18 protein-coding genes are annotated in these 14,921 nt (G+C 72.2%); 11 read left to right on the plus strand and 7 right to left on the minus strand.

What is annotated here, in order from left to right; all coding sequences use genetic code 11:
- Positions 1-8 precede the first annotated feature (8 nt).
- A complete protein-coding gene (locus tag EJC51_RS40845) occupies positions 9-890 on the plus strand; it encodes an LLM class F420-dependent oxidoreductase (RefSeq protein WP_126275699.1) in 882 nt (293 codons plus the stop codon).
- A 13-nt stretch (positions 891-903) separates the two neighbouring features.
- Here the strand turns inward: EJC51_RS40845 and EJC51_RS40850 are convergent, their stop codons facing one another.
- Positions 904-1,098, minus strand: a complete 195-nt coding sequence (locus EJC51_RS40850) for a hypothetical protein (RefSeq protein ID WP_097271570.1) — start codon at positions 1,096-1,098, stop codon at positions 904-906.
- A gap of 130 nt (positions 1,099-1,228) precedes the next feature.
- Here EJC51_RS40850 and EJC51_RS40855 point away from each other — a divergent pair, with 130 nt between their 5' ends.
- A complete protein-coding gene (locus EJC51_RS40855; protein WP_126275700.1) occupies positions 1,229-2,134 on the plus strand; it encodes a LysR family transcriptional regulator in 906 nt (301 codons plus the stop codon).
- A gap of 163 nt (positions 2,135-2,297) precedes the next feature.
- Here the strand turns inward: EJC51_RS40855 and EJC51_RS40860 are convergent, their stop codons facing one another.
- A complete protein-coding gene (locus tag EJC51_RS40860; RefSeq protein ID WP_097271572.1) occupies positions 2,298-2,861 on the minus strand; it encodes an NAD(P)H-dependent oxidoreductase in 564 nt (187 codons plus the stop codon).
- 99 nt (positions 2,862-2,960) lie between these two features.
- On the opposite strand from EJC51_RS40860, the gene EJC51_RS40865 reads away from it, so the two are divergent.
- The 3 genes from EJC51_RS40865 to EJC51_RS40875 are packed head-to-tail and all read left to right on the plus strand — an operon-like array spanning position 2,961 to position 5,937.
- Entirely contained in the window at positions 2,961-3,641 is a 681-nt protein-coding gene (locus tag EJC51_RS40865) for a TetR/AcrR family transcriptional regulator (RefSeq protein WP_126275701.1), read from the plus strand.
- A 38-nt stretch (positions 3,642-3,679) separates the two neighbouring features.
- Positions 3,680-4,726: a LacI family DNA-binding transcriptional regulator gene (locus tag EJC51_RS40870; protein ID WP_208870773.1), complete on the plus strand. Its 1,047-nt coding sequence runs from the start codon at positions 3,680-3,682 to the stop codon at positions 4,724-4,726.
- A 32-nt stretch (positions 4,727-4,758) separates the two neighbouring features.
- Complete coding sequence (locus tag EJC51_RS40875; RefSeq protein ID WP_126275703.1) at positions 4,759-5,937, plus strand: 4-hydroxybenzoate 3-monooxygenase; 1,179 nt, start codon at positions 4,759-4,761, stop codon at positions 5,935-5,937.
- Positions 5,938-5,962: 25 nt separating this feature from the next.
- On the opposite strand, the gene trxA is transcribed toward EJC51_RS40875, so the two are convergent.
- The gene (gene trxA, locus EJC51_RS40880) at positions 5,963-6,349 is read right to left on the minus strand and encodes a thioredoxin (RefSeq protein ID WP_126275704.1); all 387 of its coding nucleotides are present in this window, start codon (positions 6,347-6,349) and stop codon (positions 5,963-5,965) included.
- 122 nt (positions 6,350-6,471) lie between these two features.
- Here trxA and EJC51_RS40885 point away from each other — a divergent pair, with 122 nt between their 5' ends.
- Complete coding sequence (locus EJC51_RS40885; protein WP_126275705.1) at positions 6,472-7,896, plus strand: dihydrolipoyl dehydrogenase family protein; 1,425 nt, start codon at positions 6,472-6,474, stop codon at positions 7,894-7,896.
- Positions 7,897-8,056: 160 nt separating this feature from the next.
- Here EJC51_RS40885 and EJC51_RS40890 read toward each other — a convergent pair whose 3' ends face one another.
- Positions 8,057-8,704 carry a peptide deformylase gene (locus tag EJC51_RS40890; protein ID WP_126275706.1) on the minus strand — a complete coding sequence of 216 codons (648 nt, stop codon included), beginning with the start codon at positions 8,702-8,704 and terminating at the stop codon, positions 8,057-8,059.
- 136 nt (positions 8,705-8,840) lie between these two features.
- Between EJC51_RS40890 and EJC51_RS40895 the strand changes: the two genes are divergently transcribed.
- Positions 8,841-10,226 (plus strand): PepSY-associated TM helix domain-containing protein, encoded by a 1,386-nt coding sequence (locus tag EJC51_RS40895; protein WP_126275707.1) that lies wholly within the window; start codon positions 8,841-8,843, stop codon positions 10,224-10,226.
- Positions 10,227-10,294: 68 nt separating this feature from the next.
- Here the strand turns inward: EJC51_RS40895 and EJC51_RS40900 are convergent, their stop codons facing one another.
- Genes EJC51_RS40900 through EJC51_RS40910 form a run of 3 tightly spaced genes read right to left on the minus strand, consistent with a single transcriptional unit; the run spans position 10,295 to position 11,629 of the window.
- Positions 10,295-10,642 carry a tetratricopeptide repeat protein gene (locus EJC51_RS40900; RefSeq protein ID WP_059194731.1) on the minus strand — a complete coding sequence of 116 codons (348 nt, stop codon included), beginning with the start codon at positions 10,640-10,642 and terminating at the stop codon, positions 10,295-10,297.
- 49 nt (positions 10,643-10,691) lie between these two features.
- Positions 10,692-11,141 carry a winged helix DNA-binding protein gene (locus EJC51_RS40905; RefSeq protein ID WP_126275708.1) on the minus strand — a complete coding sequence of 150 codons (450 nt, stop codon included), beginning with the start codon at positions 11,139-11,141 and terminating at the stop codon, positions 10,692-10,694.
- Entirely contained in the window at positions 11,138-11,629 is a 492-nt protein-coding gene (locus tag EJC51_RS40910) for a MarR family winged helix-turn-helix transcriptional regulator (protein WP_126275709.1), read from the minus strand. Before EJC51_RS40910 ends, EJC51_RS40905 begins: the two co-directional genes overlap by 4 nt.
- Before the next feature lie 123 nt (positions 11,630-11,752).
- Between EJC51_RS40910 and EJC51_RS40915 the strand changes: the two genes are divergently transcribed.
- From EJC51_RS40915 to EJC51_RS40930, 4 genes are all read left to right on the plus strand, one after another.
- Positions 11,753-12,718, plus strand: a complete 966-nt coding sequence (locus EJC51_RS40915) for a pirin family protein (protein WP_126275710.1) — start codon at positions 11,753-11,755, stop codon at positions 12,716-12,718.
- A 78-nt stretch (positions 12,719-12,796) separates the two neighbouring features.
- Positions 12,797-13,471, plus strand: a complete 675-nt coding sequence (locus EJC51_RS40920) for a helix-turn-helix transcriptional regulator (protein ID WP_126275711.1) — start codon at positions 12,797-12,799, stop codon at positions 13,469-13,471.
- Positions 13,468-14,448, plus strand: coding sequence for a threo-3-hydroxy-L-aspartate ammonia-lyase (locus EJC51_RS40925; protein WP_126275712.1), 981 nt, complete (start codon positions 13,468-13,470; stop codon positions 14,446-14,448). Before EJC51_RS40920 ends, EJC51_RS40925 begins: the two co-directional genes overlap by 4 nt.
- A 74-nt stretch (positions 14,449-14,522) precedes the next feature.
- Positions 14,523-14,888, plus strand: a complete 366-nt coding sequence (locus EJC51_RS40930; RefSeq protein WP_126275713.1) for a cupin domain-containing protein — start codon at positions 14,523-14,525, stop codon at positions 14,886-14,888.
- Positions 14,889-14,921: the final 33 nt, after the last annotated feature.

Below are 14,921 nucleotides of genomic sequence, written 5' to 3' on the forward strand. Positions count from 1 at the left end.
AGACCGCCATGCGGGTCGGCGTGCACATCAACCGGTTCGACCACCCCGGAGGCGGCCCGGCGCTCGCCGCCGAGCTCGGCGCGGCGGGCGCCGCCGCCGAGGCCGCGGGGGTCAGCTGGCTGTCGGTGATGGACCACTACTTCCAGATGGAGTTCAACGGCGGCGCCGAGGACCCGATGCTGGAGGCCTACACCACCCTCGGCTATCTCGCCGGCCGTACCTCCACGGTGCGGCTCGGCGCCCTGGTCACCGGGGTGACCTACCGCCACCCCGGCCTGCTCGCCAAGATCGCCACCACGCTGGACGTGCTGTCCGGCGGCCGGGCCACCCTCGGGATCGGCGCGGCCTGGTACGACCGGGAGCACGCGGGCCTCGGGGTGGCGTTCCCGCCGGTGGCCGAGCGTTTCGAGCGGCTGGAGGAGACCCTGCGGATCTGCCTCCAGATGTGGGACCCCGAGGCGAACGGCCCCTTCGAGGGCAAGCACTACCGGCTCGCCGAGACCCTGTGCGTCCCGGCCCCGGTCAGCAGCCCGCGCCCCGAGATCATGATCGGCGGCGGTGGTGAGAAGAAGACGCTCCGGCTGGTCGCCCGGTACGGCGACGCCTGCAACCTCTTCACCACCACCCCGGAGGAGGTCGCCCACAAGCTGGACGTCCTGCGCGGTCACTGCGAGACCGAGGGCCGCGACTACGACACGATCCGCAAGACCGTCGCCTACTCCGGCGAGGCGCTGGCCACCGGCGATCTGGACGCCTTCACCCGGGACATCACCGGCTACACCAAACTCGGCATCGAGACGGTGATCCTCTCGCCCCGGACCGCCGAACCGGCGGCGTTCATCGAGCGCTTCGCGGCCCAGGCCGTCGAGCGGCTCGCCGGCCTCGACTGAACCCGGCGCAGCACTACTGGGCGGGGCCGCTGCGCGAGACGATGCGCGTCCCGCGGTCGTCGACGGTGCGGACCTGCAGGGAACCGCAGCCGCACCGCGTCCACAGCGTGCTGCCCGCGGCGGTCGCGTGCCGGGACACCACCTGGAACGGCTCGGCGTCGTCCGGCCATCCGCAGTGCGGGCAGCCGGTGCGGGTCGTGCTGGTCATGGGAACTCCTCGTACGTCGTGGCCGGTTGGCCGGCGCGGATGGGACCGTCGCGACACGATCCAGGGTGCGGCATCGCTTTCGTACACGTCCAGGTTGACTTTCTGGACGGCACCTTGAAGCGTGGGCTTCATGATTGACCTGCGCCGGCTTCATGTCCTGCGAGCGGTCGCGCACTACGGCACGGTCACCGCGGCCGCCCGCGCCCTGCACTTCACGCCGTCCGCCGCCTCGCAGCAGATCCGTCAGCTCGCCCGCGACCTGGGCGTCGACCTCCTCGAACCGCAGGGCCGGGGGGTACGTCTCACCCCGGCCGCCGAGAGTCTGCTCACGCACGCCGACGCCATCCAGGCCCGCTGGGAGCAGGCCGAGCTCGATCTGCGTGCCGAACGGGGCGCCCCGGCCGGGCCGTTGCGGGTGAGCGGGTACCCGGTGGCGATCTCGGTGCTGCTGGCGCCGATGGCGGTCCGGCTCCAGGAGCGGTATCCGCGGCTGGCCGTGCGTATCCGGGAGGCGGATGTGCCGGAGAGCTTCGACCTGCTCTTCGAGGGGGAGGCCGACCTGGCGATCGTGGAGGCGACCCCGTCCAACCCGCCGCTGAGCGACGCCCGCTTCGATCAACGGCCGCTCCTGGACGACCCGTTCGACCTCGTCGTGCCCGCCGATCACCCGCTGGCCGGCAGGGAACGCGTCGACCTCTCGGAGGCGGCGCACGAGGACTGGATCGCGCCCGTGCCGGAGAGCCCCTGCCGTACCCATGTCATCTCCGCCTGCGGGGAGGCCGGGTTCAGCCCCGAGGTGGTGCACCAAGCCGTGGACTGGAACGTCACCGCCCAGCTCGTCGCCCATCGGCTCGGCGTCGCCCTTATCCCGCGGCTGGCCCAGCTCACCCCGCACCTGCCCATCACCCGGGTGCCGTGCACGCGCAACCCGCACCGCAGGTTCCTGACCTGCACCCGGCGCGGCGGCCATGAGCGTCCCGCGGTGGAGGCCGCGTTGGCCCAGCTCAGGGAACTGGCCCCGACGGCGGTCGCCTGAGGTGCCGAAGGGCATGCGCGAGGGGCCGGAGCGCCAAATGGCTCCGGCCCCTTTCGAGGTGGTGCGGAGGAGGTCGTAGCTTCGACGGCTCCGGCCCCCTGCGAGGTGGTGCGGACGAGGCCGGAGCTTCAGCGGCTCCGGCCCCCGCGAGGTGTGCGGACGATCAGGCGGCGACCGTCTCGCCGGCGTGGCCGTGCAGACGGGCGACGACCTCGGTCAGCTGCTCGGCGACCTCGGTGTCGTCGGCCGGGTGGGTCTCGGCGAAGCGGACCACGGAACCGGGGATGGAGAGCTTGACGTCCTCCAGCACCTTGGCACCGGCGATGCCCAGGGCCTTGCGGGTCTCGTCCTGCGCCCACACGCCGCCGAACTGGCCGAACGCGGTGCCGACCACGGCGGCCGGCTTGCCGCCGAAGGCGCCGGCGCCGTACGGGCGGGACAGCCAGTCGATGGCGTTCTTCAGGACGGCCGGGATGGTGCCGTTGTACTCGGGGACGAAGAACAGGAAGCCGTCGGCGGCCTGGGCGGCGGCACGCAGCTTGGCGGCGGGGGCCGGGACGTTGCCCTCGACGTCGATGTCCTCGTTGTAGAACGGGATGTCGGCCAGGCCCTCGAAGAGCTCCACGGTCGCACCCTCGGGAGCGAACTTGACGGCCGCCTCGGCGAGCTGACGGTTGTGCGAACCGGCGCGAAGGCTGCCGACGAGCGCAAGGATACGAACAGACATGCTAACTCCAGGGATGCTGAAACACTGCCGTCACAATCCGGACCGGGGTCCGTTTATTGTGTATCACCCTAACCGGACCGCGGTCCAGTTTCATTCCCGATGCTTTACGCTGTCGTCATGTCCGCCGATCTGCCACCGCTCCCGCGGTCCCAAGATCCTCTTCGGGAGACCGAGTTGTTCCAGCTCGGTACCCGCGAGGAGGAGCAGTGCCTGCGCGCCGACGCCGCGCGCAACCGGGCCCGGCTGCTGGAGGCCGCCGCCAAACTGATCGCCGAGCACGGCGCGGCCGGGGTCACCATGGAGGCCGTGGCCGCCGCCGCCCAGGTCGGCAAGGGCACCGTCTTCCGCCGCTTCGGCGACCGCACCGGACTGCTCATGGCGCTGCTCGACCACTCGGCGCGGCAGCTCCAGGCGGACTTCATGAGCGGCCCGCCGCCCCTCGGGCCCGGCGCACCGCCCCTGGAGCGGCTGCGCGCCTTCGGCATGGCCCTGCTGTACCGCTTGGAGGAGCAGCTCGACCTCCAGCTGGCCGCCGAGCCGGAGCCCACCCGCCGGTACTCCCACCCCACGTACCGGGCCATGGGCATGCATGTGGCGATCCTGCTGCGCCAGATCGTGCCGGACGCCGACTGCGAGCTGCTGGCCCGGACGTTGCTGGCGTACCTCGACCCGGCCCAGATCCATCACCTGACCAGGGAGTGCGGGATGCCCATGGAGCGGCTGGAGGCCGGCTGGACCGACCTCGTCGCCCGGGTCACCCGGACCGCGCCGCCCGCCTGAGAGCCCCGCCGGGAGCGGTCTCCACAGGTTCTGCAAAGATGCCGTACGTCATGGTGCAGATACCGAAAACGCCCGCCCCCGGGGCCCCCGCACCGCGCTCCGTGCCCACGAGCGCCGATGTGGCCCGCCTGGCAGGCGTCTCGCGCGCGACCGTCTCCTACGTCCTGAACAACACCAGCGCCGTCCGGATCAGCGAACCCACCCGCCGCCGGGTCCACGAGGCCGCCAAGGAGCTGGGATACGTGCCGCACGCGGCCGCCCGCAGCCTGCGCGCCGGACACAGCCGCCTGGTCCTGATGCCCGCCCCGACCATCCCCGTCGGCCGGCTCTACGGCCAGTTCATCAACGAGCTCCAGTGGGCCCTCAGCCGCCTCGACTACACCGTCGTCCAGCACGGCAGCGTCGGCCTCCACGGCGACGAGGCCGCCCGTGCCTGGGCCGAGCTGCGGCCCGTCGCCGTCCTGGTGCCCGGCGCCGGACTCGGCCCGAAGGGCGTCGCGGTCCTCAAGCGCTCCGGCGCCCGGGCCGTCGTCACCCTCGGCCCCGAGACCGTCGACGGCGCCCATGCCCTGCTCATGGACCACGAGGTCGTCGGCCACCGCGCCGGACGCCATCTGTACGAGCGCGGCAGGCGCCGGATCGGCGTGGTCGTCCCCGAGGAGACGGGCCTCGAGGCCTTCTCGCAGCCCCGCCTCGCCGGCGTCCGCGCCGCCCTGCGCGGCACCGACGCCACCGTCACCGACCTGCCCCTCGCGTACACCGAGGAGGCCGGCGCCCGGCTCGCCGCCCGCTGGCGCGAGCTCGGCCTCGACGCGGTGTTCGCGTACAACGACGAGTACGCGATGCTGCTGACGCGCGCCCTGCTGGACCAGGGGATCGGCGTCCCCGGCGAGACCGCCGTGATCGGCGCCGACGACCTCATGCTCGGCCGGCTGCTGCGTCCCCGGCTCAGCACGGTCCGCCTGGAGCTGCCCTCCGGCCGCGACCTCGCCGAACTCGTCGACCGCGCGGTGCGCAACCCCGCCGCCGCCCCCGAGACCCACAAGGTGCTGGAAGCCACGGTGGTGCACCGCGAGTCCAGCTGACAATCTGGGTCGCAGCCACGGGAGGTGGGCCCATGCGCACGACGGTCGGCATCATCGGCGGCGGCCCCGCCGGACTGCTCCTCGCCCGTCTGCTGCACCAAGAGGGCATCGACTGCGTCGTCCTTGAGGCCAGGGCACGGGACTACGTCGAGCGGCGCCAGCGGGCCGGGATGCTGGAGCAGGGCACGGTCGACGCCCTGCGCGCGTGCGGCGCGGCCGACCGGCTGGCGGCGCGGGGCCTGGTCCACCAGGGCATCGAGCTGCGCTTCGACGGGGAACGCCACCACATCGACTTCCCGGTCCTCACCGGCGGCCGCACCGTCACGATCTACGCCCAGACCGAGATCGTGAAGGACCTCGTCGCGCTCCAACTGGCCGACGGGCCGCCGCTGTTGTTCGAGGCGGAGGCGCTCACGATCGAGAAGCCGGAGTCCGGGACGCCCGTCGTACGGTTCCGGCACGAGGGCCATGAGCAGACTCTGAGCTGCGACTGGGTCGTCGGCTGCGACGGCTTCCACGGCATCGCCCGCGACACCTTCCCGGCCGGGACGGGACGGACGTACGCCCACGACTACCCGTACTCCTGGCTCGGCGTTCTCGCCGATGTCGCCCCGTCCTGCGACGAGTTGATCTACGCGCGCGGCGAAGGCGGCTTCGCCCTGCACAGCATGCGCTCGGCGCAGGTGTCCCGCCTCTACCTCCAGGTACCCAACGGCACCGACCCCGAGGACTGGCCCGACGACCGCATCTGGGACGAACTCGCCGCGCGCTTCGCCATCGACGCCGACTGGACGCTGAACCGCGGCCCGATCACCGCCAAGTCCGTGACCCCGATGCGCAGTTACGTCCACGAACCCATGCGGCACGGCCGGCTCCTGCTCGCGGGCGACGCCGCCCACATCGTCCCGCCGACCGGCGCCAAGGGCCTCAACCTCGCGGTCTCCGACGTCCGGCTGCTCGCCCGCGCCTTCGCGGAACTGCACCGCACCGGCTCCGAGCAACTCCTCGACCGCTACTCCGCGTCCTGCCTCGCCCGGGTCTGGCAGGCCACCCGGTTCTCGTACGACATGACGACGATGCTGCACACCCGCCCGGACGCCGACCCCTTCGACGACCGGCTCCAGCTCGCCCGGCTGCGGCGGATCACCGCGTCCCGGCACGCCGCCGCCGAACTGGCCGCGAACTACACGGGACTTCCCCTGGAGCGGTGAGCACCCCAGGGCAAGTCCCGCCGCACTACTGGCCGTTGTGCTCCGCGTTGGCCTGCTGTTCCTCGACCGCCTTGCGGACCTCGTCCATGTCCAGCTTGCGGGCCTGACCGATCACGTCCGTCAGGGCCGCCTCCGGCAGCGCGCCCGGCTGCGCGAACACGGCCACCCGGTCACGGACGATCATCAGCGTGGGAATCGACTGGATGCCGAAGGCCGCGGCCAGCTCCGGCTGCGCCTCGGTGTCCACCTTCCCGAAGACCAGGTCCGGGTTCTCCTCGGCGGCCTTGTCGTACACGGGCGCGAACTGACGGCACGGCCCGCACCAGGACGCCCAGAAGTCGATCAGGACGAAGTCGTTGTCCGTGACCGTCTGGTCGAAGTTCTCCTTGGTGAGCTCCACGGTGTTGCTCATGGCGTGCATCCCTCTTCCTGATGTCGGGGCCTAGCCATGCGCACAAACACGGCCTGCCGGGTAGGTATTCCGCGCGCGTACCCATGTGGCCCGAGCGCACACCACCCAGCAGACTGGCCCCTATGACGGAAACGGAATCCACTGTGTACTCCTCCTACGATGTAGTGGTGCTCGGAGCCGGGCCCGTGGGGGAGAACGTCGCCGACCGCACGCGCGCGGCCGGCCTCTCCACCGCGGTCGTGGAGAGCGAACTGGTCGGCGGCGAGTGTTCGTACTGGGCGTGCATGCCCAGCAAGGCCCTGCTGCGCCCGGTCATCGCCCAGGCCGACGCCCGCCGACTGCCGGGCCTCGCCCCCGCCGTACAGGGCCCCCTCGACACCGCCGCGGTCCTCGCCCGCCGTGACGAGTACACCTCCCACTGGAAGGACGACGGCCAGATCCGGTGGCTCGACAGCATCGGGGCCGACCTCTACCGCGGCCACGGCCGCCTGACCGGCCCGCGCACCGTGACCGTGGGCGACAAGGTCCTCACCGCCCGGCACGCCGTCGCCGTCTGCACCGGCACCCGCGCCGTGCTGCCCGGCCTGCCCGGACTCGACGCGGTCAAGCCCTGGACCAGCCGCGAGGCCACCAGCGCCAAGGCCGCGCCCGGCCGGCTGATCGTCGTCGGCGGGGGAGTGGTCGCCACCGAGATGGCCACCGCCTGGCAGGCCCTCGGCTCCCGGGTCACCCTCCTCGTGCGCGGCAAGGGGCTGCTCAACCGCATGGAGCCCTTCGCCGGCGAACTGGTCGCCGAGGCGCTCACCGAGGCGGGCGTCGACGTCCGCACCGGCACCTCGGTCCAGTCGGTGACCCGGGAGAACGGCACCGTCGTGGCCGTCACCGACGCCGGCGACCGCATCGAGGCCGACGAGATCCTCTTCGCCACCGGTCGCGCCCCGCGCACCGACGACATCGGCCTGGACACCGTAGGCCTCGAACCCGGCTCGTGGCTCGACGTCGACGACAGCCTCCGCGTCACCGGCACCGACTGGCTCTACGCCGTCGGCGACGTCAACCACCGCGCGCTCCTCACCCACCAGGGCAAGTACCAGGCCCGCATCGCCGGCGCCGCCATCGCCGCCCGCGCCTCCGGGACCGACGTCCAGGCCGACCCGTGGGGCGCGCACACCGCGACCGCCGACCACTCCGCCGTGCCCCAGGTCGTCTTCACCGACCCGGAGGCGGCCGCCGTCGGCCTCTCCCTCGCCGAGGCCGAACAGGCCGGCCACCGCGTCCGCGCGGTCGACTACGACCTCGCCAACGTCGCCGGCGCCGGCCTGTACGGCGAGGGCTACCGCGGCCGGGCCCGCATGGTCGTCGACCTCGAACGCGAGATCCTTCTCGGCGTCACCTTCGTCGGCCCGGGCGTCGGCGAGCTCATCCACTCAGCGACCGTCGCCGTCGCCGGCGAGGTGCCGATCGGCAGGCTGTGGCACGCCGTCCCGGCCTACCCGACGATCAGCGAGGTGTGGCTGCGCCTGCTGGAGACGTTCCGGGACAGCTGACGCTCAGCCCGGCAGCCGGTGACTGTTCGGGGGCGGGTGAGCTTGTGCCCGGCAGCTGGTGACCTTTCGGGGCTAGTGAGCCCCTGCCCGGCAGCCGGAGCCGTTCGGGGACAGCTGAGCCTCCGCCCGGCAGCCGGAGCCGTTCGTGGACAGCTGACCGTCACTCCGGCAGCCGGAACCCCAGGGAGGCAGCCGCCTCCCTGGGGGTCGGCTGGGTCCAGCGCTCCGCCATCGCCTGGTTCGAGGACAGCGAGCGCAGCTCCGCCCGGTCCAGGTACAGCGTGCCGTCCAGGTGGTCCGTCTCGTGCTGCACGATCCGGGCGGGCCACCCGGAGAACACCTCGTCCACCGACCGCCCGTGCTCGTCCTCGGCCGTCAGCCGCACCCGGTCGAACCGCTCCACGACCGCCTGCCAGCCCGGCACGCTGAGACAACCTTCGAAGAACGCGGCCCGCACGGCGCCGACCCCGTCGTACGACGGATTGACCAGCACCCGGAAGGGCTGCGGCACCCGCCCCCGCGCGAGGCGCACCTCGTCCGGCACCGGCGCCGGGTCCTCGATCACCGCGATCCGCAGCGGCACCCCCACCTGCGGCGCCGCGAGGCCCACGCCGGGGGCCGCGTGCATGGTGACGCGCATCGCCTCGACGAACCGGGCCAGCAGCGCGGAGTCCAGCTGGCCCTCGAAACGCTCGGTGCCGCGCCGCAGCACCGGATCGCCGGCCGCCACGATCGGCAGCGGGCCGCCGGTGGCGAGGAGTTCCTCGACCAGCTCGGCAAGGGGCAGGTCATCAGGGGGAGTTGCCATCGCGCCAGGATGCCATGCCGTCCACCGGTGTGACGCAGACCACTTCAACCTCCGGGAACTCAGGGCGGGTTTCCTCCGACTACTGCACCGACCGGAACAAGCCACGCACGTCCCCACCCTCCGGAGTACACCGCCGATGACCTCCGCTCCCCCGACGACCGCCGACGAGACCCCGAAAGCCGCCGACCCGCCGCCGAAACCCGGCAGTTGGGCGCCGCTGCGCCCGCTGGTGCTGCGCCTGCACTTCTACGCCGGGCTGTTCGTCGCGCCCTTCCTGCTGGTGGCCGCGGTCACCGGATTCCTGTACGCCACCTCGTTCCAGGCCGAGAAGATCCTGTACGCCGACGAGATGACCGTCTCCGCCGTCGGCGACGCCAAGCTGCCGATATCCGAGCAGGTCACCGCCGCCCGCGAGGCCCACCCCGAAGGTTCCGTCGCGGCCGTCCGGCCCTCCCCGACGGACGACGCGACCACGAGGGTCCTGCTGTCCGGCGTCAAGGGCGTCGACGCCGACCACACCCTCGCCGTCTTCGTCGACCCGTACACCGGCAAGGTCGAGGGCGCCCTCGAACAGTACGGCTCCACGGGCGCGTTGCCGTTGCGCACCTGGATCTCCGAGCTGCACCGCAATCTGCACCTCGGCGAAACCGGCCGCCTCTACTCGGAGTTCGCGGCGAGCTGGCTGTGGGTCATCGCCGGGGCCGGCCTGGTGCTGTGGTTCACCCGGCGCCGGGCCCGGCGCAAGGTGCGCGGCACCGAAGGGCGGCGCCGCACGCTCGGGCTGCACGCCACCGTCGGCGCCTGGGCCGCCCTCGGCTTCTTCTTCCTGTCGGTGACCGGTCTGACCTGGTCCACCTACGCCGGCGCGAGCATCGACGACCTGCGCGGCTCGCTCGGCCAGACCACACCCTCGGTGTCGGCGGCCGCCGGTGGCGACCACTCCGGGCACGGCGCCGCCACCTCGACCGGGGCCGCCGAGCACGGCGTCGGCCTCGACAAGGTCCTGGCCGCGGCCCGTGCCGAAGGCCTCGGCGATCCCGTCGAGATCGTGCCGCCGGCCGACGCGTCGTCGGCGTACGTCGTGAAGCAGATCCAGCGCGGCTGGCCCGAGAAGCAGGACGCGGTCGCCGTCGACCCGGCCACCGGCCAGGTCACCGACGTGCTGCGGTTCGACGACTACCCGGTGCTCGCCAAGCTCACCCGCTGGGGCATCGACCTGCACACCGGCACCCTCTTCGGCCTCGGCAACCAGATCGTCCTCATGCTCGTGGCGCTCTCCCTGATCCTGCTGATCGTGTGGGGCTACCGCATGTGGTGGATGCGCGGTCGCGGCAACGCCTTCGGCCGTCCGATCCCGCGCGGCGCCTGGCAGAAGGTGCCCCCGCAGATCCTGCTGCCGTGCGTCGCGGTCATCGCGGTCCTCGGCTACTTCGTGCCGCTGCTCGGCATTCCGCTGGCCGCGTTCCTCGTCGTCGACGTCGTGCTGGGCGAGATCGCGCACCGGCGGCAGAGCCACGCCTGACGCGGGTACGACGACGGGGCCCGGTTCCTTTCACGGAACCGGGCCCCGGTCAGGTGGTGCGGGTTCGTCTACAGCTCGTCGAAGTCGCCGGCCAGCGCGGACGCGAGGCGCAGATGCGGCTCGGCCTCCTCGTGCCGGCTCTGCCGCTCCAGCGTGCGGCCCAGCATCAGACGGGCGTAGTGCTCCACCGGGTCGCGCTCCACGATGATGCGCAGCTCCGCCTCCGCACGGCGCAGTTGGGCCGAGTGGTAGTAGGAGCGGGCCAGCAGCAGCCGCGGTCCGGTCTGCTCCGGCACCTCCTCGACCAGCTTGCCCAGGACGCGCGCCGCGGCGGCGTAGTCCTTGGCGTCGAAGAACATCCGCGCGCGCTCCCAGCGCTCCGCCGGCGTTCCGTGGTCGTAGTACGTCATGTCCACTCTGACCTCCTTCGACGCCGTCAACGGAGCGCGGTGATTGAATATTCCACTAACCGTTCAGGGTGGCGAGTTCGGTGTTCGCCCGCTCGGTGATGAGCGTCAGCACCCGTCCGGCGACGGCGAGATCCTCCACTGGGATGTCGGCGTAGACGCGGGCGCTGATGGGGGCGGTCTCGGCGGACGTCGTGTCGTACAGCTCCCGTCCGGCGTCCGTGATCCGCACCCGTGAGGGCTCCTGGGGGGCCAGTAGTTGCGCGGCGATCAGCTCGTCGACGACGGCCGAGGCCTCCGCGGCGTCGATCTTCAGCGAGCCGACGACACCGTCGACGAGGTGTTCCCGCTCCATCGGCCCGTCGGCAACGGCGGCGAGGCGGAGGGAGACGGACTGCTGGAACGTCACGTCGTGGCGGGCCAGTACCTGCTCCAGGACCGCTCGGGCCGCGTAGTGCGCCAGGGCTATGACGCGCGGGTTCAGCAGGGGAGGTGTGGTGGTGGTCATGACTGCTCCTTGTCGGACTCACTGATGCCGGCGAGTGGATCGAGAGGTGCGTCGAGCAGTGTCGCGAGTTCGGCGCTGAACTCCCGGGTGCGTGGGCTGTCGAGCCCGCCGAGCGGTGCGAGGAGCTGCTCCAGCAGCCCCTGGACGACCTTGATGGCCTGCCGGGTGGTGTCGCGGCCCTGCTCGGTCAGCGCCAGCTGGACGGCGCGCGGGTCGCGCGGGTCCCGGGTGCGTTCGATCAGGCCCGCCGACTCCAGGGAGCGCGCCAGCTTGGACACGTACAGCGGTTCCAGGCCGGTCCGGTCGGCCAGGCGCCGCTGGCTGGGGCGCTCGCCGGCGCGCTGCATGCCGTACAGGGACGCGGTCAGCGAGTACTGCGCGTGCGTGAGGCCCAGCGGGGCCACGGCGCGGTCGACCGCGGTCCGCCACTTCATCGACAGTCGCCACACCAGGAAGCCGGGTGTCGCCTTCTCGTACTCCTTGCTCATGACGGATACAGTACATGGCTACTATGTCTATAGCTACTATGTTCATGGCTACTATTTTTGGAAGCGTCCCCAGCCCGGACGACGGACTGACGCGACGCCGTCCGCAGGGCTAGGTTGGGCGGCATGAGCAATCTTGATCGCGAGGCGGCTCCCGCCCTGTGCGGCGGCCGCGGCTTCGTGGTGGCGGAGCCTGTTCGCGAACTCCTCAGCCCGCGCACCGTCAAACTCGGCGAGTCCAGCGAGGTCCGTCGACTGCTGCCCAACCTGGGGCGCCGCATGGTGGGCGCCTGGTGCTTCGTCGACCACTACGGCCCCGACGACATCGCCGACGAGCCCGGCATGCAGGTGCCCCCGCACCCGCACATGGGCCTCCAGACGGTCAGCTGGCTGCACGAGGGCGAGGTCCTGCACCGCGACTCGACCGGCAGCCTCCAGACGATCCGCCCGCGCGAACTGGGCCTCATGACCTCCGGACGGGCCATCAGCCACTCCGAGGAGAGCCCCAAGTCGCACGCCCGGTTCCTGCACGGCGCCCAGCTGTGGGTCGCCCTCCCGGACGGCCACCGCCACACCGACCCGCGCTTCGAGCACCACGCCGAGCTGCCGCAGATCAGCGCGCCCGGCCTGACCGCCACCCTCATCCTCGGCGACCTCGACGGCGCGACCTCGCCCGGGACGACGTACACCCCGATCGTCGGCGCCGACCTGGCGCTCGCCGCCGGCGCGGACGTACGCCTCCCGCTGGAACCGGACTTCGAGTACGCCGTGCTGTCCATGTCCGGCGAGGCCCACGTGGACGGTGTCCCGGTCCTGCCCGGCTCCATGCTCTACCTCGGCTGCGGCCGCACCGAACTGCCGCTGCGCGCCGCGTCGGACGCGGGTCTGATGCTGCTGGGCGGTGAGCCGTTCGAGGAGGAACTGATCATGTTCTGGAACTGGATCGGACGGTCCCAGGAGGAGATCGAGCAGGCGCGCCGGGACTGGATGGAGGGATCGCGCTTCGGTGAGGTGAAGGGGTACGACGGGGCGCCGCTGCCGGCTCCGGAACTGCCCCCGTTGCCGTTGAAGCCACGCGGACGGGTGCGGTGAAGCGTATTGGACTGTACGTCCAGGGGTTAGACCCGTAGTCTAGGCGTGCTGGTCGGTCGCGAGAACCGGGAGTACGTCATGACGTCCGAGCGAGCCCTGGAAGCCGAGCGGGACGCGATCGTCGCCGCGTTGACGCCGGTCGTCGACGGGCTGGTGGCGACGTTCGGGCCGTTGTGCGAAGTCGTGCTGCACGACTACCGGAACCCCGAGAAGTCCGTGGTCGCCCTCGCCGGATCGGTGACCGGGCGCGCGGTGGGCGGGGCGATGAGCGAGATCGGCCTGCGGATCGTGGCCCGCGGCGACGAGGCACGCGACGAGTTGAACTACGTCACGCGCACAGGGACCGGCACCACCGTCAAGTCGTCCACGATGGTGCTGCGCGACTCCACGGGCACCGTGTTCGGTGCCCTGTGCGTCAACCTCGACGTGACCGCGGTCAGCGAGGCGCACGCCCTGCTCGGCGCCCTGGCCCGGGGCGCCTCAGCCCCCGCCCCCGCCGAACTGCCGGTCACCACCTTCGGCGACGACATCGACTCCGTCGTCGACGTCATCCTCGAAAGCCACCGGCACCAGCCGTGGGGCGCGCTCGACCGCGCCGGCCGGCTCGCGCTGTTCCGCAGCCTCGACGAACGCGGCGTATTCGCCGTGCGCCGGGCCATCGAGCAGGTCGCCGCCCGCCTCGGCATCTCCCGCGCCTCCGCCTACAGCTACCTCTCCCAGGCCCGCGCCACGACTCCCGGAGGATCCGCGTGACCGCCACGCCCCCGCCCGTCACCCTCGACGACATCCGCTCCGCCGCCGACCGGCTCAAGGGCGTCGCCCACCGCACCCCCGTACTGCGCTCGCGCACGCTCGACGCGCGCGTGGGCGCCGAGGTCTTCCTCAAGTGCGAGAACTTCCAGCGGGTGGGCGCCTTCAAGTTCCGCGGCGCCTACAACGCGGCCTCCCGCCTCACCCCCGAGCAGCTCGCCCGCGGGATCGCCGCCTACTCCTCCGGCAACCACGCCCAGGCGGTCGCCCTCGCCGCCCGTGAGCTCGGCAGCACCGCGGTGATCGTCATGCCGGAGGACGCCCCGCCCGCCAAGCGGGCCGCCACCGCCGGCTACGGCGCCGAGATCGTCTCGTACGACCGCTACACCGGCGACCGCGTGGCCATCGCCGAAGCCCTGGCCGCCGAGCGCGGGCTCGCCCTGATCCCGCCGTACGACCATCCGCACGTCATGGCCGGGCAGGGCACGGCCGCCCTGGAACTCCTGGAGGAGACAGGGGGGCTGGACGCCCTGCTGGTGCCCGTCGGCGGGGGCGGGCTGATCGCCGGGTGTGCCACGGCGGCCAAGGGCCTGCATCCCGGCGTCCGGATCGTCGGCGTCGAGCCGGAGGCCGGGGACGACACCAAGAGGTCGCTGGAGGCGGGGCGGCGCGTCGAGATCCCGGTGCCCCGCACCATCGCCGACGGGCAGGCCCTCCACATCCCCGGGGAGCTGACCTTCCCCGTGAACCAGCGGCTGGTCGACGGGATCTCGCTGGTGACCGACGACGAGATCCGGGACGCGATGCGCTTCGCCTTCGAGCATCTGAAGATCGTCGTCGAGCCGAGCGGCGCGACACCGCTGGCCGCGCTGCTGTCCGGCCGGGTGGCGGGGCTGCCGCGCCGCGTCGGGGTGATCGTCTCCGGCGGGAACGTCGACGCGGCGCGGTTCGCCGAGCTCTGCGGCACCGCGGGGGAGTGACGCCTCACTCGAATGGCGGCGCCGAGTGGACAGGCGGACGATGGAGTGGGGCGTGTGGTGAAGGGAGAGCCGACATGCTGGAGACGAAAACCCTCGACAAGCCGGACGAGCGGCGGGACTTCCCCCGAGGCCATCTGGAAGCGGTCCACCTCACCGGCCTCGACTTCGCGGTGGGGACCTTCGAACCGGGATGGCGCTGGTCGGAGTCCGTGGCACCCCTCGCCGGGACCACGAGCTGCGAAGTGCACCACAACGGCTACGTCGTCCAGGGCCGCATGCACGTCGTCATGGACGGCGGCGGCGAGACCGAGGTGGGACCCGGCGACGTCTTCGTGATCTCGCCCGGCCACGACGCCTGGGTGGTCGGCGACGAGCAGTGCGTGGTCTACGACTTCGCGGGAAGCATGGCCAACGAGTACGCCAAGCCCGCCGAGGGGTGACGGGCGCGGCCCGCCGGACGGAAGAAGGGCTGC

Source organism: Streptomyces aquilus, from assembly GCF_003955715.1.
GTDB classification, from domain to species: Bacteria; Actinomycetota; Actinomycetes; order Streptomycetales; family Streptomycetaceae; genus Streptomyces; species Streptomyces aquilus.